19 protein-coding genes are annotated in these 24,586 nt (G+C 36.5%); 13 read left to right on the forward strand and 6 right to left on the reverse strand.

Translation table 11 applies throughout. The features are described 5' to 3' along the window. Positions 1-25: 25 nt before the first annotated feature. The gene (locus ZPR_RS03660) at positions 26-745 is read right to left on the reverse strand and encodes an NUDIX hydrolase (protein WP_041579591.1); all 720 of its coding nucleotides are present in this window, start codon (positions 743-745) and stop codon (positions 26-28) included. A 170-nt stretch (positions 746-915) separates the two neighbouring features. Here ZPR_RS03660 and ZPR_RS03665 point away from each other — a divergent pair, with 170 nt between their 5' ends. Further along, positions 916-1,272 carry a hypothetical protein gene (locus ZPR_RS03665; protein ID WP_148211649.1) on the forward strand — a complete coding sequence of 119 codons (357 nt, stop codon included), beginning with the start codon at positions 916-918 and terminating at the stop codon, positions 1,270-1,272. A 229-nt stretch (positions 1,273-1,501) separates the two neighbouring features. Here ZPR_RS03665 and ZPR_RS03670 read toward each other — a convergent pair whose 3' ends face one another. The 3 genes from ZPR_RS03670 to ZPR_RS03680 all read right to left on the reverse strand — a co-directional run bounded on the left by ZPR_RS03670 (position 1,502) and on the right by ZPR_RS03680 (position 6,841). Further along, the gene (locus ZPR_RS03670) at positions 1,502-3,904 is read right to left on the reverse strand and encodes a glycoside hydrolase family 31 protein (RefSeq protein ID WP_013070265.1); all 2,403 of its coding nucleotides are present in this window, start codon (positions 3,902-3,904) and stop codon (positions 1,502-1,504) included. Positions 3,905-3,940: 36 nt separating this feature from the next. Then, a complete protein-coding gene (glgB, locus tag ZPR_RS03675; RefSeq protein WP_013070266.1) occupies positions 3,941-5,848 on the reverse strand; it encodes a 1,4-alpha-glucan branching protein GlgB in 1,908 nt (635 codons plus the stop codon). Between the two features lie 240 nt (positions 5,849-6,088). Further along, complete coding sequence (locus ZPR_RS03680) at positions 6,089-6,841, reverse strand: DeoR/GlpR family DNA-binding transcription regulator (protein ID WP_013070267.1); 753 nt, start codon at positions 6,839-6,841, stop codon at positions 6,089-6,091. 212 nt (positions 6,842-7,053) lie between these two features. On the opposite strand from ZPR_RS03680, the gene ZPR_RS03685 reads away from it, so the two are divergent. The 8 genes from ZPR_RS03685 to ZPR_RS03725 all read left to right on the forward strand — a co-directional run bounded on the left by ZPR_RS03685 (position 7,054) and on the right by ZPR_RS03725 (position 15,560). Continuing rightward, the gene (locus tag ZPR_RS03685; protein ID WP_013070268.1) at positions 7,054-8,628 is read left to right on the forward strand and encodes a glycerol-3-phosphate dehydrogenase/oxidase; all 1,575 of its coding nucleotides are present in this window, start codon (positions 7,054-7,056) and stop codon (positions 8,626-8,628) included. A gap of 93 nt (positions 8,629-8,721) precedes the next feature. Beyond that, the gene (gene glpK, locus ZPR_RS03690; protein ID WP_013070269.1) at positions 8,722-10,215 is read left to right on the forward strand and encodes a glycerol kinase GlpK; all 1,494 of its coding nucleotides are present in this window, start codon (positions 8,722-8,724) and stop codon (positions 10,213-10,215) included. Between the two features lie 11 nt (positions 10,216-10,226). Further along, entirely contained in the window at positions 10,227-10,967 is a 741-nt protein-coding gene (locus ZPR_RS03695) for an MIP/aquaporin family protein (protein ID WP_013070270.1), read from the forward strand. Between the two features lie 7 nt (positions 10,968-10,974). Beyond that, positions 10,975-11,760 (forward strand): hypothetical protein, encoded by a 786-nt coding sequence (locus ZPR_RS03700; protein ID WP_013070271.1) that lies wholly within the window; start codon positions 10,975-10,977, stop codon positions 11,758-11,760. Positions 11,761-11,973: 213 nt separating this feature from the next. Next, the gene (locus ZPR_RS03710) at positions 11,974-12,450 is read left to right on the forward strand and encodes a glutathione peroxidase (protein WP_013070273.1); all 477 of its coding nucleotides are present in this window, start codon (positions 11,974-11,976) and stop codon (positions 12,448-12,450) included. Between the two features lie 6 nt (positions 12,451-12,456). After that, on the forward strand, positions 12,457-12,897 hold the full coding sequence (locus ZPR_RS03715) for a MarR family winged helix-turn-helix transcriptional regulator (RefSeq protein ID WP_013070274.1): 441 nt from the start codon (positions 12,457-12,459) through the stop codon (positions 12,895-12,897). Between the two features lie 99 nt (positions 12,898-12,996). Continuing rightward, positions 12,997-13,449, forward strand: coding sequence for an RNA methyltransferase (locus ZPR_RS03720; protein WP_013070275.1), 453 nt, complete (start codon positions 12,997-12,999; stop codon positions 13,447-13,449). Positions 13,450-13,610: 161 nt separating this feature from the next. Next, positions 13,611-15,560: a M1 family metallopeptidase gene (locus tag ZPR_RS03725; protein WP_013070276.1), complete on the forward strand. Its 1,950-nt coding sequence runs from the start codon at positions 13,611-13,613 to the stop codon at positions 15,558-15,560. 105 nt (positions 15,561-15,665) lie between these two features. Here ZPR_RS03725 and ZPR_RS03730 read toward each other — a convergent pair whose 3' ends face one another. Then, the gene (locus tag ZPR_RS03730) at positions 15,666-17,099 is read right to left on the reverse strand and encodes a hypothetical protein (protein ID WP_013070277.1); all 1,434 of its coding nucleotides are present in this window, start codon (positions 17,097-17,099) and stop codon (positions 15,666-15,668) included. 212 nt (positions 17,100-17,311) lie between these two features. Between ZPR_RS03730 and ZPR_RS03735 the strand changes: the two genes are divergently transcribed. Continuing rightward, entirely contained in the window at positions 17,312-18,823 is a 1,512-nt protein-coding gene (locus ZPR_RS03735) for a carboxypeptidase-like regulatory domain-containing protein (protein WP_013070278.1), read from the forward strand. Between the two features lie 168 nt (positions 18,824-18,991). Here the strand turns inward: ZPR_RS03735 and ZPR_RS03740 are convergent, their stop codons facing one another. Then, a complete protein-coding gene (locus ZPR_RS03740) occupies positions 18,992-20,533 on the reverse strand; it encodes a SulP family inorganic anion transporter (RefSeq protein WP_013070279.1) in 1,542 nt (513 codons plus the stop codon). A gap of 266 nt (positions 20,534-20,799) precedes the next feature. Here ZPR_RS03740 and era point away from each other — a divergent pair, with 266 nt between their 5' ends. The 3 genes from era (at position 20,800) to der (ending at position 24,428) form a co-directional block, all read left to right on the forward strand. Beyond that, the gene (gene era / locus ZPR_RS03745; protein ID WP_013070280.1) at positions 20,800-21,684 is read left to right on the forward strand and encodes a GTPase Era; all 885 of its coding nucleotides are present in this window, start codon (positions 20,800-20,802) and stop codon (positions 21,682-21,684) included. A 102-nt stretch (positions 21,685-21,786) separates the two neighbouring features. After that, the gene (locus ZPR_RS03750; protein ID WP_013070281.1) at positions 21,787-23,046 is read left to right on the forward strand and encodes a cation:proton antiporter; all 1,260 of its coding nucleotides are present in this window, start codon (positions 21,787-21,789) and stop codon (positions 23,044-23,046) included. Between the two features lie 77 nt (positions 23,047-23,123). Further along, a complete protein-coding gene (gene der / locus ZPR_RS03755) occupies positions 23,124-24,428 on the forward strand; it encodes a ribosome biogenesis GTPase Der (protein ID WP_013070282.1) in 1,305 nt (434 codons plus the stop codon). Positions 24,429-24,586: the final 158 nt, after the last annotated feature.

The raw sequence follows: 24,586 nt of genomic DNA on the forward strand, positions 1-24,586 counted from the left end.
ACTTTAAACGATCAAACTTTAAACTTTAAAACTCAAAAGTAAACCCTTTTTTAGTTAGTTTTTGATAAACCTCTTCGTCAAAGCTGTAAAGTTTGGCCGCACGGTGCGATACATCTTTTTGCTTTTCACCAATGTCTACCAATAGTTTCATTTTTAAAAATTTTCTGCGAAAGTTTGGTTTATCCATTTTTACATCCAGGATTTCTTCATATAGATGCATTAATTCAAGAAGCGTAAATTTTTCGGGTAGTAAATTAAAACCAATGGGTGCCTGGCGCACGCGGTTTCTAAGTTTTTCCTGTGCCGCTTCAAAAATCATTTTATGGTCATAAATAAGCTCTGGTAATGCTTCAACCAAAAACCATTTAGCTTCAGATGCAGTAAAACCGGCAGCAATTTCGTAATCTTCACTTTTCACCAGTGCGTAATACCCAATAGTAATTACGCGGCTGGCAGGAAAACGATTAGGTTCACCAAAAGCCTGTAATTGTTCCAGAAAAATATTGTCGAGTCCGGTTAGATCCCTTAACACACGTTTGGCAGAATCGTCTATAGATTCCTTTTCGGTAATCCATCCTCCGGGTAATCCCCATTTATCCTTACTAATTCCTTCAGCATGTTTTACCAGGAGTACTTCCATTTTCCCTTCATTAAATCCAAATACCACACAATCTATAGTGACTGCTTCAATAAAGTTTTCTTCCTGAATATATTTTTCGCCTTCTGCGATAAAGCCTTTGGACATCTTGTAAAATTTGATGGTAAAAATAAGAATTTCAATCAAAAAGCCGCCTAAAAATAAGTCAATCCAACTTTTTAGAATTTCCATTAGTCGATAGATAAGAGTATATCCATCGAAATCTTCAGATTTTGCTGCTTTTTGTATCTAATTTTAGAATATCAAAAATGATCAAAATGAACGTTACAATTGAAAATACAAAAGGCAAATTGATTGATGTGACAATTGAAGTTTATAGCAAAGAGCAGTTTGTAAACTGTTGTGATGCTGAAAATATGCAAGAAATTTATGCCAGGGCTAAAGACCCGGAAAAGACCCCGGGGATTATTTACCATCATAAAATCGTTAAAGCTTATATCGATAAAGAAGCGAGAAGAGCGGGAGAGATAACGATGGCAAATGCGCTTTGTTTATGTAGTAAATCGATAGAGAAATTTACCCTGGATAACTATCATAATAAGCAGATTTTCTTTATTGAATTAATGAGCCACACACCCTATGAATTACAGTATCATTATTTGATAGAGAATTAACGAAAACACACTTTTTTGCCCCTTAAAAAGAGAGTTTAATTCCTCACTGAGGTTTTAATTCCCCGAGTCTGGTTTCAAATCGTTTAATCTGTTTTCGTCAGATACCTTTTGAGGCTGTCTCTAGATGATTGATTTACACTAAAAAAAACGGATTGGTGGGGACGAGGTCAAGCCAATCCGTTTTTTTGTTTTTGTTTTGGAGATCTTTTTACAAAGCTCTTCAAAATTATTATTCGCTAATTAAGTGTAAATCGGTGAAATTTTCCTGTAAAATAATGGTGTTACTTTCTTTATCGTAGCCAATGCTTTCCAGGCTTACATTCTCATTATTTACGCTGGCCGATGTAATTTCGAAAGGTAATCCGTGAAATTTAATTTTCATGGTTTTAAGATTCGATTCGTAGGTGCCGGCAACGTGTTGCTGAACAATAATCTCTTTTGTTTTTCCAGTAAGTTTGAAGGTTCTTAAATTAAAAAGTCCCATTTTATAATCATAACCATCATGATCATCTTCGTAGTAAATAGAATTTTGTTTTCCGTTTTTATAATAAACATCTAATCTCAGTTCTTCGATCTCTAATTCGTCTACATACTGCTGCACTGGATATTTAGGAATTATCGCTCCTTCTTTTACGAATATGGGCATACTGTCTAAAGGTGCATCTACCCAAAGTTCTTTGCCACCTTCTATAACAGTGTCGTTCCAGAAGTTGTACCAATTTCCTCGTGGAATGTACATCCTTCTTCCCTGTACATTAGGTTCTTGTATTGGACAAACCAGGAAATGTTCACCAAAGATAAATTCATCTGATCTGTAATGCGTTTGGATATCTGCCTGATCAAAATACACTAAAGGCTTAAGAATAGGGATGTTATCTTTACAGTATTGATAAAATGCAGTATATAAATACGGAAGTAACTGATAGCGTAATTCTACAAATTTACGAGTAATCTCCAGTACTTCTTCTCCAAAATACCAGGGTTCCTGTTCCCCGTGATCGCCTGATGAGTGTACACGACAAAACGGATGAAAAACGCCGAGTTGTATCCACCTTGTAAATAATTCGCCCGTAGGCTGATCTGCAAAACCACCAATATCGGTACCGGCAAAACTAAATCCGCTCATTCCTAATCGCTGAATTTGAATGTTAGCAAGCCATAAATGTTCCCAACTCGCCAGGTTATCTCCCGTCCATGTAGAGCTAAAGCGTTGCCCGCCAGAATAACTTGCCCTGGTAATGGTGAATGGCCGTTTAGGGAAAATATATTTTTTAACCCCTTCATAAGTAGCTCTGGCCATTTGCATTCCGTATACATTATGCGCTTTACGGTGGCTGCATCTATTGCCATCGTAATCGTGCCTTACGTCTAAGGGAAATGTTTTTCCTGGTACTTCCATGACGGCTGGTTCATTCATATCATTCCATATGCCTTTAATACCAATTTCTGCAATTAAAGTTTTATAGTGATCTGCCCACCATTCTCTTGCTTTAGGATTTGTAAAATCGGGAAATACGCAATTTCCCGGCCATACTTTTCCTTGCATATAAGGGCCGTCGGCGCGTTTACAGAAATAATCCTTTTCCAGGCCGTCTTTAAAAATTTCGTATTTATTGTCAATTTTGATCCCTGGATCGATAATGGCAACTGTTTTAAACCCGTCCCGCTCCAGTTCCTCCACCATTCTTTTAGGTTCTGGAAAATAGTCTTTATTCCAGGTGAAACATCGGAATCCATCCATGTAATCAATATCTAAATACAAAGCATCACATGGAAATTTATTATCCCTAAAATTAGCAGCCAGTTCTTTTACTTTGGCTTCAGGATAATAGCTCCACTTACTTTGATGATATCCAAGCGCCCACATTGGTGGTAGCTCTGGTCTTCCGGTAAGGTTGGTATATTTGGTAACGACATCGGCGATTTTTGGTCCATAGATAAAATAATAATTCATTTCACCCCCATCTGCCCAAAAACTGGTTACATGCCTTCGCTCATGGCAAAAGTCAAAATGCGTTTTAAAAGTATTATCAAAGAAAATTCCGTAGGCTTTGGCGCTATGAAGACCAATATAAAAAGGAATGGCTTTGTATAATTCGTCAAGGTCTTTGCTAAAAGCGTACTGATCGGTGTTCCAGTTACTTATTCTTTTCCCTTTAAGATTAAAACTTGTAGGTTTATCGCCAAGGCCGTAAAAGTTTTCACCATCTACGGTAGTTTTACTCATTTTTACATAGTTGCCGCCAAACTCAAAGCTTTCTTCCCAGTGAAAACCAAGTTCGTCCTGTAAGATAAGTTGATCCTCAATGTCAAACAAGGCGGTTCTCATATCTTTTCTGGTAATTCTACATTTTATTTGTTCGGTAATGATCCAAATAAATTCGTCATCTTCTGTAATATCCATCACCGAGTAGCCATGGGGTTGATCTTCGTCGATTGCATAAGAGAAATCTTTTTCAAAAATTCCGTCTGTAGCATATCTAAACCTTAGCATGCTATCCCGTACTACGGTGATTATTAGTTGTACAGCGTTTTCAGAAGTAAAACAAATAGAATCTCCGTTTTGTTCATAAGAAACCAGTTTAGTGGGGAATAGGTTTCCTTTCTTTTCTAATTCTGTATTTGTAATCATATTCTAGGTATTAAGTACATTGTTAAGGGGATTATTCTATTCTATGCTAAAAAAAACAGCGCCTAATGGCGGTAGCCTTAAAGCGACGGAATAATCTCTACCGTGGAATGCCTGATTTTGTATAGTTAATTTGTTGTTTCTAACACCAGAGCCTTCATATTTAGAATGATCGGTGTTTAATATCTCCTTTAATTTTCCTCCACGCGGAACACCAATTCTGTAATCATTTAAAACAGTTGGCGTAAAATTACAGATAATGACAAGGTCATTTTTTGATTCCCTGCCTTTTCTTAGATAACATAGAATAGCATTTTGGGAATCGTCGTAAGAAATCCACTCAAAACCATCCGGGCTAAATTGCTTTTCGTATAAAGCAGGATATTTTTTGTAAATGCTATTAAGATCTTTTACTAGCTTATTAAGTCCGCTATGGACAGGATAATCCAGTAAATTCCAGTCTAAACTACCATTGTAATTCCATTCCTCGTATTGTCCAATGTCAGCGCCCATAAAAAGCAATTTATTGCCGGGATGGGAGTACATGTAGGCATACATTAGTCTAAGGTTAGCAAAGCGCTGCCATTCGTCACCTGGCATTCTTCCTAAAAGTGATTTTTTTCCATAAACCACTTCGTCATGACTTAAGGGTAGCGTAAAATTTTCACTAAATGCATAGGTTAGACTAAAACTAATATCATTTTGGTGATATTGACGGTAAATACTGTCTTTTTTAAAATATTCTAAGGTATCATGCATCCAACCCATCATCCATTTCATACCAAAACCAAGTCCTCCTAGATAAATAGGTTTCGAAACTCCGTGATAAGCCGTAGATTCTTCGGCGATGGTTTGCACCCCTTCAAAACTTTGATAAATTTCCATATTTAGATCTTTCAGGAAAGAGATGGCTTCTAAATTTTCATTTCCACCGAAAATATTTGGTTCCCATTCCCCTTCTTCTCTAGAATAGTCCAGATATAACATCGATGCGACGGCATCTACCCGTAATCCATCGATATGATATTGATCTATCCAAAAAATAGCATTACTTATTAAAAAAGAACGTACTTCGTTACGTCCATAATTAAAAATAAGACTTTTCCAATCTGGATGATAGCCTTTTCGATGATCGGGATGTTCGTATAGATGAGATCCGTCAAAACGACCTAAACCGTGATCATCTTCCGGAAAGTGAGAAGGTACCCAATCCATAATGACCGCAATATTTTTACGATGAAAAGCGTCGACCAAATACTTAAATTCATCTGGGGTGCCAAATCTTGATGTAGGAGCGTAATATCCTGTTACCTGATAGCCCCAGGAGGGATCATAAGGATACTCCATTACTGGCATAAATTCTACATGGGTATATCCCATTTCTTTTACATAATTTACCAGTTCGTCTGCCATCTCTACATATGAAAGATATCTATTTTCTTCGTTTTTTCGTTTCCAACTGGCTAAATGGACTTCGTAAACAGAAATTGGTTGATCCAAGGCATTTTTAGTTTTCCTACTGTTTAGCCATTTTTTGTCTTTCCAGGAATAATCATCTTCCCAAACAATAGAAGCTGTTGCCGGTGGGTGTTCACATTTTCGGGCATAAGGATCAGCTTTTTCAGTCTTAATATTATCAATAGCACTAGTGATTTTATATTTGTATCTGGAGCCTTTACCAACACCAGGAATAAATCCTTCCCAGATACCACTACTATCCCAGCGAACAAACAATTGATGTTCATTATCGGTCCAATAGTTAAAGTCCCCTACTACAGAGACTTCTTTTGCAGAGGGCGCCCAAACAGCAAAATAGGTTCCTTTTTGGCCATTAATTTCAAGGATATGTGATCCTAGTTTTTCATAAATTCTGAAATGTTTACCTGCTTTAAATAGAGAAATGTCGAAATCTGAAAATAAAGAATAAAGCTGTACTTCCTGCTTCATAAGGGTATTAATTGGTTAGTGTTAGTGAAGGCGGTTAACCTCAACTTAGATTAATTATCTTAAAATCTATAAGATGGTTACTTCACAATCTTGGCATTAAATTAGTGTTTTAATTCCAGACCTTGAAGTTTTTAAAGGAATATTAGCTTTTAATTAAAGCTAGAAGAATGCTAAATGAAAAGATAGAAAGAATGAAAGTTTGAAACTTCTTTTGAAAGTAAAATTTGTTTTATAAAATGATTATACAATACTAAGTTTTACGCCTAAATCCTTGATTTTTTTAGCAAGGTTAGGTGAAATTCCACTATCCGTTATAACTTGATCTACTTGTTCTAAGCCACAAATACGACCGAAACTTTTCTTACCGAATTTAGAAGAATCTGCTAGGATTATTGTTCGTTGTGAAGCTTCCATCATTTTTTGATTAAGTAAGGCTTCTTCTAGACTAGTAGTCGTGCAACCGTAATCTAAATCGATTCCGTCTACACCTAGAAATAATAGGCTGCAAGAGATATGTTCTAAAATATGTTGCGCATAATGTCCAGTTACAGAAGAAGAGGAATGTCTTAGATTTCCGCCAAGTTGAATAACCTGTATGTTTTGATGGTTTAATAGTTCTAAAGCCACGTTTAGAGAAGAAGTAATAACATTTAACGAACCTTTGTTGGTAATGGATCTTGCTAATTGCTGAACAGTTGTTCCTGAAGCAATCATTATTGAATCATTATCTTTTATTAATTCTGCTGCCTTTTTAGAAATATCAGATTTCTCTGAAACCGAAATTTTTTCTTTTTCATTTATAGGTCTGTCGTTTATGTAAGGATTTTCTAAAGAAGCTCCTCCATGGATCCTATATAATAAGCCTTTGTCCTCTAGTAGTTTTAGATCTTTTCGAATAGTAACTGCTGAAACTTTAAGTTCCTCACAAAGGTCTGAAACCTCTACATGATGTTCGTGATTTAATTTATCTAAAATTAGCTGATGTCTTTTCATGATCAAGTATAATGGACTTTACAAATGTATAAAATTTGATATTTTCATTTATAATTTAAAAACGAAAGTAAGCGTAATAAAACTCTCTTTAAATATATATTTAGGTTTCGTTAACACTTTCGTTTGATTTCTTTAAGTAAATTTTTTGTTTCGAAATGTTTCGTTTTAATAAAATTTTATTATTTTAGCATAAAATTAGAAGATTCTAAATTATGGCTGCTAAAAATATATACTCAAGAAAATCTCTAGTCGATTCAGTAAAATCTGTTGAAAAATGGGATGTTATTGTAATTGGAGGTGGAGCAACAGGTTTAGGTGTTGCTTTAGATAGTGTTACCAGAGGTTATAAAACATTATTACTGGAGCAGGTAGATTTTGCAAAGGGAACTTCCAGTCGTAGTACAAAACTGGTACATGGAGGGGTAAGATATTTAGCGCAGGGAAATATAGATCTTGTTAAAGAAGCTTTATATGAACGCGGTCTGCTTAGTAAAAATGCACCACACTTAGTCAAAAACCAAAGCTTTGTTATTCCTAATTACAGGTGGTACGAAGGTATTTATTACACTATAGGGCTTAAAGCTTATGATTTTCTTGCTGGTAAACTTAGTTTAGGGAAATCTACCCATATTAATAAAGGAGAAACTTTAAAAAGAGTGAAAACCATTCGCCAGGATAAATTAAGAGGCGGAGTGGTCTATCAGGATGGACAGTTTGATGATTCACGTTTGGCTGTAAATGTTGCTCAAACTTGTGTTGAGCACGGTGCATCTGTTCTAAATTATTTTAAAGTAAACAACCTTATAATCGAAGATAAGGCAATTAAGGGAGTATCTGCCAAGGATATGGAGACTGGTGAGGATTATCAATTTTTTGGTGATGCTATAATTAATGCAACCGGTGTATTCACAGATGATATCCTAAAAATGGAAAATCCCAATGCCCGCAACATGGTTAAACCTAGCCAGGGTGTACACCTTGTTTTCGATAAATCTTTTCTGCCGGGCGAAGATGCTATTATGATTCCAAAAACCGAAGATGGTCGTGTGCTTTTTGCAGTGCCGTGGCATGATAAAGTGATTGTAGGAACGACAGATACGCAGTTAGACGAACATAGTCTGGAACCTTCAGCACTAGAAAAGGAAATAGAATTTATTTTAGAAACCTTCAATAATTATCTAGAGAAAAAAGTAACTAGGGCTGATGTTCGCAGTATATACGCCGGTTTAAGACCGTTAGCAGCACCAAAAGATGGTTCAGAAAAATCAAAAGAGATTTCAAGAAGTCATAAAATACTAGTGTCAGAAACAGGTTTGATTACAATTACAGGTGGAAAATGGACCACTTTTAGAAGAATGGCTCAGGACACCGTAAATAAAGCCATTTCACTTGGTAAACTACCAAAGAAAGAATGTAAAACTGCAGATCTTAAAATACATGGTGCTAAAGAAAACCCCGATCTTTCAAATCACTTGTATATTTACGGAAGTGACCAGCCAGAAATTCAAAATTTAATTAATGAGGATTCTTCCCTCGGAGAAAAACTTCACCCCAGGTTAGATTTTCTAAAAGCGGAAGTCGTATTTGCAGCAAGGCACGAGTTAGCCAGAACAGTAGACGATGTGTTGGCGAGAAGAGTAAGAATGTTGTTTATGGACGCTAAAGCCGCAATAGAATCTGCTCCAGAAGTTGCTGCTTTATTAGCAAAAGAGCTTGAAAAGGATGAAGCATGGAAAGAGAAACAAGTAGCCGATTTTAAAGAGATAGCCAAGCATTACACCATTTAAATAATAGTAACCAATTTATTAACCAAAATAGCTCTCGCTTATGCGGGAGCCAGAGATTTTATTTTTTTATAAATCCTTAAAATACATGTAGTTATGGATCAGTATATGTTAGCTCTGGATCAGGGCACTACGAGCTCCCGCGCAATCCTTTTCGACAAAAAGGGAAGTATTGTTTCGGTGGCCCAAAAAGAATTTACACAGCATTTTCCAAAACCGGGATGGGTAGAGCACGACCCAAGTGAAATTTGGTCTACACAGGCCGGGGTAGCCGCAGAGGCCACCACAAAGCATGGGATGAATGGAAAAAATATTGCAGGAATTGGTATTACAAATCAACGCGAAACCGTTGTAGTTTGGGATAAAAATACTGGGGATCCTGTGTATAATGCTATTGTATGGCAGGATAAAAGAACCTCGGAGTATTGTGATGAATTAAAGGAAAATGGTAAAGCCGAGCTAATTAAGAAAAAAACGGGACTGGTAATCGATTCTTACTTTTCTGGAACCAAAGTAAAATGGATTTTGGACAATGTGGAAGGAGCTCGTGAAAAAGCAGAAGCTGGCGACCTGATTATGGGAACTATTGATACCTGGCTAATCTGGAATTTTACAAAAGGAGAATTACACGTTACCGATGTTACGAATGCTTGCCGTACACTGTTCTTTAATATTAATACAATGGAATGGGACGACGAACTTTTGGAAATTTTTGATGTGCCAAAAAGTATGTTACCAGAAGTTAAAGATTCCAGCGAAGTTTACGGGCATACCAAAACCACCGTTTTTGCCTCAAAAATCCCTATTGCCGGAATAGCTGGTGATCAGATGGCCGCTTTATTTGGTCAGATGTGTACTAAAAAAGGAATGGTTAAAAACACCTATGGCACCGGATGCTTTATGTTAATGAATATAGGGGAAGAACCGATAGTTTCAGAAAATAACCTTTTAACTTCTGTAGCCTGGAGAATTAATGGAAAAACTGAATATTGTTTAGAGGGATCTATTTTTATCGCCGGTGCAGTTGTACAATGGTTGCGCGATGGACTGGGGATTATTAAAAGATCATCAGATGTTGAAAATTTAGCAGCTTCTGTAGATTCTACTGAGGGGGTTTATTTTATTCCGGCATTTTCAGGATTGGGTGCTCCACATTGGAACCAAAAAGCACAAGGAACCATGTTCGGTATCACCAGGGGTACCACAGATGCTCACATCGCAAGAGCTTCTTTAGAGGCAATAGCATACCAGACCATGGATATTTTAAAAGCAATGCAGGCCGATAGTGGTATTGATATAAAACAACTTAGGGTAGATGGCGGAGCATCTGTAAATGATATGCTTATGCAATTTCAAAGTGATGTTTTGAATACAGAGACCGTACGTCCTGAAATTACAGAGACTACCGCACTGGGAGCTGCATATCTTGCTGGTCTGGCCGTAGGATATTGGGATAGTATGGAAGAAATTGAAGAAATCTGGAAAGTAGAAAAAGAATTTCAGCCCACAGAAAATCAAGATGACGTTAAAGATGGTATCAAAGGATGGTACAAGGCGGTAAAGGCTTTAGAACAATGGACAAAACTTTAATCTAAAAAGTAATGACACCATTCATAGCAGAGATTTTAGGAACTGCACTACTCATTCTTTTAGGGGGAGGGGTAGTTGCGAATGTCAACTTGAATAAAACTATTGGTCAGGGTAGTGATTGGATTGTGATCACTACAGCATGGGGATTAGCTGTTTTTGCAGGAGTTGTTGTAGCAGGTCCTTACAGTGGGGCACATTTAAATCCTGCAGTAACAATAGGCCTTGCCATTGGAGGCTTGTTTCCGTGGGCAGATGTACCCATATATATAGCCGGCGAATTTATTGGAGCCATGATAGGATCGTTCTTGGTCTATCAAATGTACAAGAGTCACTTTGATGCTACCGAGGACGGTGGTGCAAAACGGGCGGTTTTTTGTACCGCTCCAGCAATACCCAATACTTTCAGGAATCTTATAAGTGAGATTTTGGGAACATTCGTTTTGATTATCGCTGTGTTCTATTTTGCGGATGCATCTTTTGAAACTCAGTCAGGAGCAACAACTAAAGTAGGTCTGGGGGCTATTGGAGCAATTCCCGTTTCTTTTATTGTATGGGGCATAGGACTTTCTCTTGGAGGAACCACAGGATATGCTATAAACCCGGCTCGTGATCTTGGTCCCAGAATAGTACATGCCCTTTTACCAATAAAGGGGAAAACAGACAATGGTTGGGGGTATGCATGGATCCCCGTGGTAGGCCCAATTATAGGGGCTGCCATTGCTGCGGTATTGTTTTTAATCTTAGGAAAGTAAAAAGTCAATGAAAAATATACATTATCTAGGCCTGCTGGCTATGATGCTGGCAGGCAATATTTCTCAGGCTCAGGTAAGTGAGGAGAATATTATTGAAGAACGTAATGAAGCTGAAGTTGAAGACGATACAAAATTATTTCATTTCAATCTACAGCTTAAAAATATGCACCTTTGGAAAGGTTTGCATGTTACCGATGCGCCAATGACGGCAGCCGATATTAATTATACTTCAAAAAATGGTTTTTTTAAGGCTGGACTTTGGGGTGGTAGAGGATTTAACGGTGATTATACCGAATTTGATTATTATGTGAGTTTTATGCATAAAGGTTGGTCCCTCTCTATTTGGGATATTAATAATTACAGTGATTACCCAGATGCTAAAATCTTTGACTATGATCGAAGTACTACTTCACATTTTATCGACGTTATACTTGCTTATCAATTTCAGAATGTACCCTTAAAATTATCCTGGAGTACAATTGTTCAGGGTAGGGATACTTTTATTAATGATAATGGACAATTAAGAAATGCTTATTCTAATTATGTGGAAGCCAGCTATGTGATATTTAATGAGACTAACTGGTCATTATCTGGATTAGTGGGAGGTTCTTGGTCTTTTGCACCACAAGATGCCCATTTTTATGGAGACGAAGCAGGAGTCACCAATATAGGCGTAATCTATAACAGGCAACTTAATTTATTCGATAAATTTACGCTTCCCGTTTCTGCTACAGCGAGCTGGAATACGGTGCAGGACTATGGAGCGATTCAGGTAGCTTTTAATTTATTTTAGGGAGAGTTATTGTTTTGAATATTAGTTTTTTAGGTTGAATTTTAAAAATGATATTTAATTTGAATTCTTTCACATTTAATCAATTTTTTTTCGGAAATTTGATTGAAGAAAAGCATAATATCCTCATAAATTTATTTTATGAGGATTCTTGTATTTTACTACTGAAATTAAGGAAATTTGATTTCGAAAAAGAAAAATGGGAAAGTTTTTGCTATGAAAATTTATGATTTCGAAGTAAGTACTGCCAATGGAAAAACTCTTGATTTAAAAGAGTTTAAAAATCGACCGGTTTTGGTGGTGAACACCGCTACAAAATGTGGTCTTGCACCACAATTTGAAGGGCTTGAAAAGTTACATCAGCAATATAAGGACGATGGTTTGGTAGTACTTGGCTTCCCATGTAATCAATTTGCAGGGCAGGAGCCAGAATCTAACGATACCATGGCAGAAACCTGTAAGCTTAATCACGGAGTAACCTTTACATTAACCCAAAAGATTAATGTAAACGGTAAGGAAACACATCCTTTATTTAAGTATTTAAAGCAACGATTACCTGGGACACTTGGGAAAAGAATTAAGTGGAATTTTACTAAATTCCTAATCGGTCCTAATGGAGAGCCATACAAAAGGTACGCACCAACAACTTCACCAGAGAAAATAGAAAAGGATATCCAACAACTTTTAAAATAGCATAAAATGACAGCTAAATCTACTCTTACCTTAAACGAGCAACTTTGCTTTCCTGTTTACGGTTCAACTCGAATTATATCAAGACTTTACCAACCTGTATTGGCAAAACTTCAATTAAGTTATCCAGAATACCTTGTAATGTTGACGTTATGGGAAAATAGGGAAGTTAATATTGGGCAAATTCGCCGACAACTTTATTTGAATAAGGAAAGTCTTATGCCTATTTTGAATTCGCTTCAGCAAAAAGATTTTATTAGTATCAAGGAGCAAACCCCAGATGCATTAGAGACTAAGATACACATTACTAAAACAGGAAAAGCGTTAAAAACAAGGGCCAAAAGGATTCCTTTCTCATTATCGAGAGTACTTAATACTCCTGTGGAAGAACTTGGAAGTATGCAGTTACTTATTAAAAACTTTTTAAATCGTTTCGAAAAGAAGAAGTAATATTCGATAATTTCGTTTAGTATCATTATTGAAATTATAAGGTTTGCGACCAAATATTTTAGAATTTCAAGATTAATTGTAAAATGATACCTTGCGACCATGAAAGTGGATAACTTAGAGCAGGGCTTTTTCGGTATTGGAATTCAGAATGGGAAAACTCCGGAAAATTTAGGAGTACTATGGCGTTCTGCCCAAAATATGGGGGCAAGTTTTATTTTTACCATAGGCAATCGTTATGCAAAACAAGCTTGTGATACCCATAAGGCGGTTGGTGCGATGCCGTATTTTCACTATGAAAACTTTAAAGATTTTTATGCACATTTACCTAAAGGTGCCATGTTAGTAGGAGTTGAATTGGATGAGGGAGCGGAGCCTTTAGAAACTTTCAAACACCCACGCCGTTGTGTATATCTTTTAGGAGCTGAAGATCATGGACTCTCTAAACAAGCCATTGAAAAGTCACATTTTTTGGTAAAATTCAAATCTACTTTAAGTTTAAATGTCTCTGTAGCCGGTAGCATTATCATGTACGATCGCAGCGCAAAACAATAATTGAATTCCTAATTTTTATTCCATAGAAAGATGATCATCAAAAAAACAAATTTTGGCATCAATAAGTTAATCGATTTACCTGTTGATTTTAGTTGAGGTTTTAGTAAAATTTTCTTAATAGTTTCTTTAAATTAGCGGCAGTTATATAAAAAATTTAAAAAATGAAATATTTTTCAAAGGCTGTACTGGCCTTAGCTTTCACAGGAGCTTTTAGCTTTTTGTCTCAGGCTCAGGAAGTAGTAGGGAGCAATCAGCAGGATTTTGATGAATTTATGGATCGTAGCGGTAATCGATACCGGTCGGCTTCTGGAGTACCAGGACCAGATTATTGGCAAAATGAAGCCGATTACAAAATTAAAGCAACTTTAGATGATCAGGCACATACTTTAAGTGGAGAAATTACCCTGTCGTATACCAATAATAGTCCAGATGAATTACCTTTTATTTGGTTATATTTAGAACAGAACCGTTTTACAGAAAACTCTCGAGGTAATCTAACCACGCCAATTGGTGGTAACCGATATAACGGAGATGTAGATGGTGGATACGAGATTTCTAATCTAAGTGCTAAAACTGGAAGAAGTACTTCTTCTAAACATATCATTAACGATACCAGAATGCAGATTTGGTTTGAAGAACCAATTAAAGCGAATGGGGGTAGTGCAACTATTTCGATGAATTTTAAATACAAAATTCCGGTAAAAGGAATGGATCGTATGGGAAGATTAGATGTAGAAGACGGTACGATCTACGCAATGGCACAATGGTATCCCCGTCCGGCAGTCTATGATGATATCGAAGGCTGGAATGTGGAGCCATATCTTGGCGCCGGAGAATTCTATTTAGAGTATGGTGATTTTGATTATGAAATTACAGCACCGTGGAATCACATAGTGGTAGGTTCTGGAGAATTAGTAAACGAACGTCAGGTACTTTCCTCTAAAATGAGAGATCGCCTGGATAAAGCCAGAAAAAGTGATGAAACTGTGTTTATCGTTGGAGAAAATGAAATTACAGATGCTTCTTTAAGAGCGAAACAGGAAGGTACGCTTACCTGGCGTTTTAAAATGGAAAATTCGCATGATGTTGCTTTTGCTTCTTCAAAAGCATTTATCTGGGATGCTGCAAAAATCGATTTGCCAAGTGGGAAGGATATCTTAGCACAATCTGTTTATCCTAAAGAAAGTGCGGGTACCGATGCCTGGGGTAGATCTACAGAATATAGCAAACATTCTATCGAAAATTATTCAAACAAGTGGTTTGAATTTCCCTGGCCGGTAGCAACTAACGTAGCTGCTGAAATTGGAGGAATGGAATATCCTGGTCTTAACTTTTGCAGTTGGAAAAGTAAAGGAGCCTCTCTTTGGGGAGTTACAGATCATGAATTTGGACATAACTGGTTTCCAATGATCGTTGGATCTAACGAAAGAAGGTACGCATGGATGGACGAAGGTTTCAATACTTTTATAAACTATTACAGTACGCAAGAGTTTGGGGAGTATCCCACAAGCCTTAATAAAACAAGAAATATGACAGGTTGGTTTAAATCAGAAACCCGTGAGGGGATCGATACGTATCCAGATGTTGCAAATCTTAGAAACCTTGGGATGGTAGCCTACTATAAGCCAGCCGTTGGATTATATATGTTAAGGGAATATATTTTAGGTCACGAAAGGTTTGATAATGCTTTTAAATCATACATTAAAACATGGGCATATAAGCACCCTCAACCCAAAGATTTCTTTAATCATATGGAAAATGTAGGTGGAGAGAACTTATCCTGGTTTTTTGGGAACTGGTTTTACGGCACGGGAAATATCGATCTGGCGATTGATGGCGTGCAGGGTAATAGAGAAGGAAGCGGATTTATTATCAATTTAGCGAATAAAGGAGAAGTGCCAATGCCGGTTAAATTGAAGATCACTTACCAGGATGGATCTACAGAAGAGTTAACACTTCCCGTAGAAATCTGGCAACGTGGTGATAGCTGGAGTCATTTAGTGGAAACTGATAAAGCTCCAAAGAGCATAGAAATCGATCCTGATAAAATTTTACCAGATGTAGATTATTCTAATGATAGCTGGCCGGCAGAGTCATTCTATCAAAACTAGATTTTCAGTACAAACATAAAAAATCCCGGTAATACCGGGATTTTTTATGTTTGTACTATTACTGGCAAATTTAATGTTCAGGCTCTTTTTCAGAAAAGAAATAGATTATTTTTTCCTAAACATCTGGTTTTCTTTAATGAGTTTGGTTACTGTTTCAGGAAGCATTTTTTCCCAACCGCTTTTCCCTTCGTGTATCATTTCATGAATTTTTCTGGAATTGATATTTAAAGATTGTTCTTCAAAATCGGTAATATCGATAATGCGATCGTTTTGTTTAAAGAAATTATATAAACCACGCGTATTATTATTAACCCTTAGGTTTTTGGTAGAAAGGATTTCTCCTGTTTCTTCGTCTTTAGCGGGGTAAAGATAAATATTTACGTTTCTGGCAAATAAAATTCCGAAAGCTTCTAAAATTCCTCCACTTAGTTCTTTATAATATTTATCATCAAAAATATCGATTAATGTAGTAACACCCATAGTAAGCCCTATTGGTTCTGAAGTAAACTGGGCAAAATAATCTACTACTTTGTAATACTGTTGAAAGTTAGAGATCATTACCGTATGACCTAAAGCACAAAGTAAATCTGCTCTATTTAAAAAGTCTTTTTCAGCGATTTCATCTCCCTCAGCTTTCAGGTTGAAAAGGGTCATTTCAAAAATAACTTCAGTAGCAGCTCGCTCCACTTTATGCTCGTCCATAAACATTTGCAATGATTTTTCGTACATGCTAATGTTTACATTGGTTACCGGTCTAAAACTACCGCGAAGGGTAAGGATATTCTTTTTGTATAACACATTTGCTGGTAGCACATTGTTACCAGAGGGCGCAAACATCACCGCATTGGTCATTCCGTTTCTTACCAGTTGTAAACTCATTAAACGGTTATCTACATCTTTAAAAGCAGGCCCGGTAAAATTAATCGTATCGATTTCAATTTTGTCAGGACTTAAATGATCATATAAATGTTTTAGCAAAGTTTTGGGATCGTCGTGATGATAATATGCGGCATAAATAAGGTTTACCCCCATAATCCCAAGACTTATTTGCTGCTGTGCCGCTTTGTTTTCGTGAAGCTGCACATGCATTATAATCTCGTTGTATTCTTCTTTTGGAGTAGTCTGGTAACGAATCCCAATCCATCCATGCCCTTTATATTTTTTAGCCCAATCTATAGTCGCAACCGTATTTGCAAAACTAAAGAAGAGTTTATTGGGATGTTTAAGCCGTGAAATTCGTTTTTCTATTAGCCCGGTCTCGTAGGCCATCATGGCTTTTAGCCGTGGTTCAGTTACGTATCTTTTTGCAGGCTCGGCTCCATAAATAGCATCGCTAAAATCCTTGTCATAAGCACTCATCGTTTTAGCAATAGTTCCGGTAGGATTTGGAGCCCTAAAAAAGTTTCTCACCGTTTCCTGCCCGGCTCCAATTTCAGCAAAAGTGCCGTAGATATTCTCATTAAGGTTAATACGAAGGGCTTTATTCTGAATAGAAGTTACACTGTCAAACTCCTTATCACCCTGAACGTTAATTGGCATAGATTGTACCTTTAGTCATTCATTTGCCTTAAAAATACGATTATTCTTAATAGTGGGGACTAAAGCAATGTTAGATATTTTATAATATTTATTGATAGCTTTACGTTAAGTAATTAAACTCAATCTATAACATCTATTAAAATACTAAAATTCGTGTAACAGTTTGTAGCTAAAAACGTCTTTTAGATAGTCTTAATCTAACCATCATCAAAATGCGAACATTACTTATTAAAGCACTTTTGCTAATCTCGTCCAGTATTTTTGGACAGCAACTCCAAACTTCTGCTGTACTGGTCGATGCTCAAACCAAACAAACTATTCCCTTTGCAACTATTCAATATGGTAAAAACAACGGTGTAGTGACTAACGACGAAGGTGTTTTTGTACTTCCCGAAGGAACTTTGCCAGAAACTAAAATTAAAGTATCTTCATTGGGCTATGAGGAAACCGAATTAACTGTTTCAGAATTAAAAGACACCCTCTTTATTAAACCTTCTTCCATAGCATTATCTGAAGTTTTTCTTTCTGATAAAAACCTTACCGGCGAAGAAATATTAGAACGCGTTCTCGCCAGGATAGACTCTAATTATAATTTTAGTTTTTCTAAGAAGCGCTTTTTTTATCGAAGTTCGTTTTTTAATAATATTAGTCGGCTGGATATGGAAGTTGAAGAAAGTACCATTCCTGAAATCGACCAGAAATTTGTAGACAACGCACTACAACAAATCCCTCGGTACGTAGACAGTTATATGGAATATCTTGGTGACTTTTATGGAAATTATGATGAACAAAAAATTCAACTCATCAAAATCGCTAATCTTTATAATCCTACCAACGAGCAAGGCGTAGAAGAATTGGGGGAGCGAATGGAGCAAATAATCAGGGATAATCTTGGCCAGGACACCTATGTGAAAATTAAATCTGGCATTTTGGGCGTGAAAATGGACAGCGAAGAATTTCTGGAAGATTTGGAAGCACCTAGACCTAAGGAGAAAACAGCTGAGGAAAAAGCTCAGGATAGTATAAAGCGATACGAAAATATCGCTAACGGTCTTAAAAGCCGAATTAATTCGAATTTAAAGGGAATGTTCTGGAAAGAAGACATTACACTGGATATTTTTCAAAAATCCAGAAAATATGAATTCGATGTCGCAGGATATACACAAATAGGAAATGATATTGCTTACGTGATCAATTTTCAGCCAAAACGGCGCGCCGATTTTAAAGGAAAAATGTACGTGAGTACTGAAGATTTTGGACTTTATCGGCTGGATTACGAGAATGTAAAGCCACTAAAGAAGTTTAAGATCTTTGGGGTGAGTAACAAAGAAGATGTGTATAATGGGATTATGATTTTCGAAAAAGATCAAAAAGGAAAGTATAACCCTAAATACATCGAGAAAAGTGCCGGTAATACTTTTGGTGTAGATCGTCCTTTAACCTTACTGGTTAAAAAAGGCAGTTGGTTATGGAATAAACGGCTTAAAGAATTAGACCTGGAAATGGATATTATTGCCAGTAATGTTTCGAAGTTTCAATGGATTGTTTATGATGAAGAAGAATTAACCAAAGATGCCTTTGTTGCAGTAGAAACCAATACTAATTTTGATTATCAGAAATTTAAAAAATATAATCCTGATTTTTGGGATGGCTACAATATCATGGAGCCCAACCAGGCCATTAAATCTTTTAGTTCTTTAGATGATTCAGAAGAAACCGAATAGGAATTTTCCTCAATAATCTAGATTAAATATTTTGAAGCTGCCGCTAAATGAATAATATTTTATAAGAACGTAATGGAGCTGCCATGAGGTTTTTTTCTATAAATAAAAGGCTTAAAACCATCGAAAATCGATAAGTTTTAAGCCTTCTTATTTATTGTAACGAGTAGACTATTTTACCTTATCAGTAACCACGTGGTATGTGGGATCCTCTATAATGTTAACTTCGATAATGGCATCGGCGTTGTTCAGTAAGCGTCGGCAATCCTGACTAAGGTGCCTTAAATGTAATTTCTTACCCTGTTTAGCATAACGATTAGTCAGTTTATTTACGGCTTCAATACCAGACATGTCCGCAATTCGGCTTTCAGAGAAATCTACAATTACTTCTTCGGGATCATTTAAAACATCAAACTTTTCATTAAAAGCAGTGGTAGATCCAAAGAAAAGCGGGCCGTAAATTTCATAATGTTTTATACCATTTTCATCTATTCTTTTACGGGCTCTAATTCTTTTGGCGTTATCCCATGCAAATACCAATGCAGAAATAATAACCCCAATAAGTACGGCAAGAGCTAAATTGTGAAGTAAAATCGTGATCAAAGTAACCACAACCATTACAAAGATATCGTGCTTGGGCATCTTATTAAGCGTTTTAAAACTTGCCCATTCAAAAGTCCCAAAAGCAACCATGATCATTACACCGGTTAGCGCCGCCATGGGTAATAATTCGATGACCGGGGCACCAACAAGGATAATAACAAGGATAGTTATTGCAGCAATAATTCCTGAAAGTCTTGCGCGAGATCCAGAAGATAAATTAACCAAGGTTTGTGCCAGCATAGGGCAACCGCCCATTCCGTAGAAAAATCCGTTGGCAATATTAGCGGTTCCCTGGGCTACACATTCTTTGTTACTACGGCCTCGGGTTCCGGTAATTTCGTCTACAAGGTTTAAGGTAAGTAAACCTTCGGTTAAACCAACCGCTGCCATGATGAGTCCGTATGGAAAAATAATTTTCAGCGTTTCTAAAGTAAAAGGAATCTCTGGGATATGGAACGGGGGTAAACTTCCGCTAACCGAAGCAATATCTTTAACCTGCTTGGTGTCAATACCAAAGAAATAAACAATGGCAAAAACCACAATAATGGCTACTAGAGATGGTGGCACTGCTTTAGTGATTTTAGGGAAAATCAGGATAATAGCGATGGTTAAAGCAACTAATGCCACCATAATTAAAAGTGGGCTACCGGTTAACCATTCAACCTGTCCGTTTACCATTACTTTAAATTGTTCTAGCTGTGCAGAAAAGATGATAACAGCAAGACCATTTACAAAACCAAACATTACAGGTTGCGGTACCAGTCTTATAAATTTACCAAGTCTAAAAACACCAACGCCAATTTGAATAATTCCTGCCATGGCTACCGCCGCAAAAACATATTCTAAGCCATGTGAGTTCATTAAAGCGATCAAAACCACTACAGTTGCACCGGCACCTCCAGAAACCAATCCTGGGCGTCCACCAAAAATAGCGGTGATAAGTCCCATGATAAAAGCCGCATATAATCCTACTAAAGGAGGGAAATCTGCCAGGATGGCAAAAGATAATGACTCGGGGATCATTGTCATTGCCACGGTTAATCCGGCCAAAATCTCGGTTTTATAATTAACTTTTTGTGAGAAATCAAATAGATTGAAAACTTGTTTCATTATGAATTTTTTTGTGTCTTAATCCTGATATTTAAACGCTTAGGATTAAATTTTGGAAGCCGCAAAATTATAGAATTAAATTTAATAAGAAAGGATAGGGCTTCAAAGCATTCAAATTTTAATTATATCGTAATATAAAACACTGGGAATTATGTGATTCGCATCCAAAATTTACAATTTTAGAATATAATTCTTTTGTTTTTTCAATTTATACTTTGGTTTTAGGATGCAGTAATTAAATAAAATACCTTTGTAAAAAAATCAGTATGGCACATAAGGCAGGTTTTGTAAATATTATAGGGAATCCAAACGTAGGGAAATCAACTTTAATGAACGCTTTTGTTGGAGAGCGTTTGTCGATTATCACCTCAAAAGCGCAAACGACCAGACATCGGATTTTAGGGATTGTGAACGGAGAAGATTTTCAGGTGATTTTAAGTGATACGCCTGGAATTATTAAGCCTGCTTACGAGCTGCAGGAATCGATGATGGATTTTGTGAAATCTGCTTTTGAGGACGCCGATATTCTGGTGTATATGGTAGAAATTGGCGAGCGAGAATTAAAAGATGAGGCCTTTTTCCGAAAAATTGTCCATGCTGAAATCCCCGTGTTATTACTGCTGAATAAAATCGATAAATCTAACCAGGAACAACTGGAAGAGCAGGTAGGTTTGTGGAAAGAAAAAGTGCCTAATGCAGAAATTTATCCTATATCTGCACTGGAAGGCTTTAATGTATCTGAAGTTTTTAGCCGAATTTTGGAATTATTACCAGAAAGTCCGGCTTTCTACCCAAAAGATAGTCTTACTGATAAGCCAGAGCGATTTTTTGTAAATGAAATTATTCGTGAAAAAATACTGCTGCATTACAAAAAGGAGATTCCTTATGCTGTAGAAATAGATACTGAAGAGTTCTTTGAGGAAGAAAAAATTATAAGAATGCGCAGTATTATAATGGTAGAGCGTGATACCCAAAAAGGAATCATTATTGGGCATAAGGGGAACGCTCTAAAAAGAGTAGGAGTAGAGGCGCGTGCAGATTTGGAAAAATTCTTCGGTAAACAGGTGCATTTAGAATTGTATGTAAAAGTGAATAAAAACTGGAGAAGCAACGATAGGCAACTAAAGCGTTTTGGATACTCTAAAGACTAGTCCAACCTGCTCGTTTTTAATCTTTCGTTAAAACCCCGCTAAATCAGGGCGTTCCCTAGGATATTCTTTTATATTTAAACTGAACTATACTTCAGCAAAAATATGACCCCCTTTATTATTCTTACGATTATCATTTTTCTGGCCGCATTGTTTGGCTACGTTAATGTTCGTTTTTTAAAATTACCAACCACCATTGGCTTAATGCTAATTACCATTGTTTTTAGCCTGGCCATTTTTGGAATTAGTTTTTATGACGATACCTTATTGGATATAGAGGAATATATCATTACCAAACTAGATTTTAGAACGCTTCTTTTAGATGTGATGTTAAGTTTTTTGCTATTTGCAGGAGCGCTACATACAAATTTTGAGCAATTAAGGGTGCAACGTTGGCCTGTGATCGTTTTTGCCACTTTGGGTGTTTTGGCCTCTACTTTTCTGGTAGGCACCGCCGTTTTTTATATAATTCCATTATTCGGATTGCAGGTAAGCTATATTCATTGTCTATTATTTGGAGCTTTAATCTCTCCAACAGATCCTATTGCGGTACTGGGGATTTTAAAGCAAGCCGGAGCACCAAAAAAGTTAGAAACTAAAATAGTAGGAGAATCTTTATTTAATGATGGCGTTGGGGTGGTTGTATTTTTAACCATATTTAATATTGCAGCATCTGGCGGAAGTGAAGAAAGTACTGGCTTTTTGCATATTATGGAACTTTTTGGAGCCGAAGTTATTGGAGGGATAAGTTTGGGGTTGGCTATAGGATATATAACTTACCTTTTAATGCGCTCTATAGACGATTATGATACAGAGGTAATCATAACACTGGCAACAGTAATGGTAGGTACTGCATTGGCCCAGAAACTCCATTTTTCAGCACCATTAGCAATGGTCACGGCCGGATTGTTGGTAGGGAATGATACCGTTAGGCAATCTACTATGTCTGAAATGACCGAGACCTACGTTGATAAATTCTGGGAGCTTATCGATATTCTTTTAAATACCGTATTATTTGTATTGATAGGAATGGAAATTTTAGTTCTCACTTTTGATCTTGAATATATTTTTGCCGGCTTAACGGCAATACCTATTGTTTTAATTTGCCGTTACCTTTCTTTATTATTGCCTATAGAGTTTTTTAAAAATCGATTACAATTTGTGCCTAAAACCAATCTTATAATGACCTGGGGAGGATTACGTGGCGGGATCTCTATTGCCTTGTGTCTTGGTCTTACCCAGGATATGGAACGTGATTTGTTTTTGGTGATGACTTATGTAATCGTTATTTTTTCCATTTTAGTTCAGGGGTTAACGGTTGGAAATCTTATCAAGAAAACTCAGAATACCCAGACTGTAGAATAAATCAACTTTTAAATTCCTGAAAGTTTATTGTTTAAAGTTCGGTTGTTAAATACTACCTTTGCCAATAATTTTTAGATATGAGTGGTATTGTTGCTATTGTAGGAAGGCCTAATGTTGGGAAATCTACCTTTTTTAATCGTTTAATTCAACGTCGTGAGGCGATTGTAGACTCGGTGAGCGGTGTAACCCGCGATCGACATTATGGAAAATCAGACTGGAATGGTCGTAATTTTTCATTAATCGATACTGGCGGTTATGTTATTGGTAGTGATGATGTATTCGAAGCTGAAATCGATAAGCAGGTTGAATTGGCCATAGGTGAGGCCGATGCAATTATTTTTATGGTGGATGTCGAGTCTGGGATTACACCCATGGATGAAGATGTTGCTATTTTGCTACGCAAGGTAAATAAACCAGTGTTTTTGGCTGTTAATAAGGTAGACAACAATAAACGTCTGGAAAATGCCGTAGAATTTTATGCTTTAGGTTTAGGGGAATATTTTCCCATAGCCAGTACCAATGGTAGTGGAACGGGAGATTTGTTAGATGCTGTTATCGAATCCTTACCAGAAGAAACTTATAAAGAAGAAAGTGAATTACCTCGATTTGCCGTAGTTGGAAGGCCAAATGCAGGAAAATCGTCTTTTATAAATGCATTAATTGGCGAAGATCGTTATATAGTTACTGATATTGCCGGTACAACCCGTGATTCTATAGATACCAAATACAATCGATTTGGATTCGAATTTAACCTGGTAGATACCGCCGGGATTCGTAGAAAATCTAAAGTAAAGGAAGATTTAGAGTTTTATTCGGTAATGCGATCTGTAAGAGCTATTGAAAATGCCGATGTATGTTTATTGGTTTTAGATGCTACCCGGGGCTTTGATGGGCAGGTTCAAAATATTTTTTGGCTTGCACAACGTAACCGTAAGGGCATTGTAATTTTGGTTAATAAATGGGATTTGGTAGAGAAAGAAACCAATACCATGAAATCTTACGAGCAAATGATTCGAAGGGAAATCGAACCTTTTACAGATGTGCCCGTTATCTTTATTTCCGTCTTAAACAAACAACGAATTTTTAAAGCGATAGAAACCGCTGTTAAGGTTTTCGAAAACCGAAGCAAAAAAATTAAGACCAGAGAACTTAATGATGTAATGCTTCCAATAATAGAAAATAATCCACCACCGGCAATTAAAGGGAAGTATGTAAAAGTAAAATTTTGTACGCAATTGCCCACACCACAGCCACAATTTGCATTTTTCTGTAATCTGCCGCAATATGTTAAAGATCCTTATAAACGATTTATAGAGAACAAGTTAAGGGAGGAATTTGATTTTAAGGGCGTACCGATCACCGTTTATTTTCGGAAAAAATAAAAATAATATACTCTTAAATAAGTGAAGGATTTTTAATGTCTTAATAGCATTGAGAATCCTTTTTTAGTTAAATTTTAAAATATTTTGATGTTTTATTAAACGTTTTTCGGTTTATAAAGTCTAAATCTTTACAAACTCACACCACAGTAATTGGACTA

The sequence above is a fragment of the Zunongwangia profunda SM-A87 genome (assembly GCF_000023465.1).
In the GTDB taxonomy this organism is placed as follows: domain Bacteria; phylum Bacteroidota; class Bacteroidia; order Flavobacteriales; family Flavobacteriaceae; genus Zunongwangia; species Zunongwangia profunda.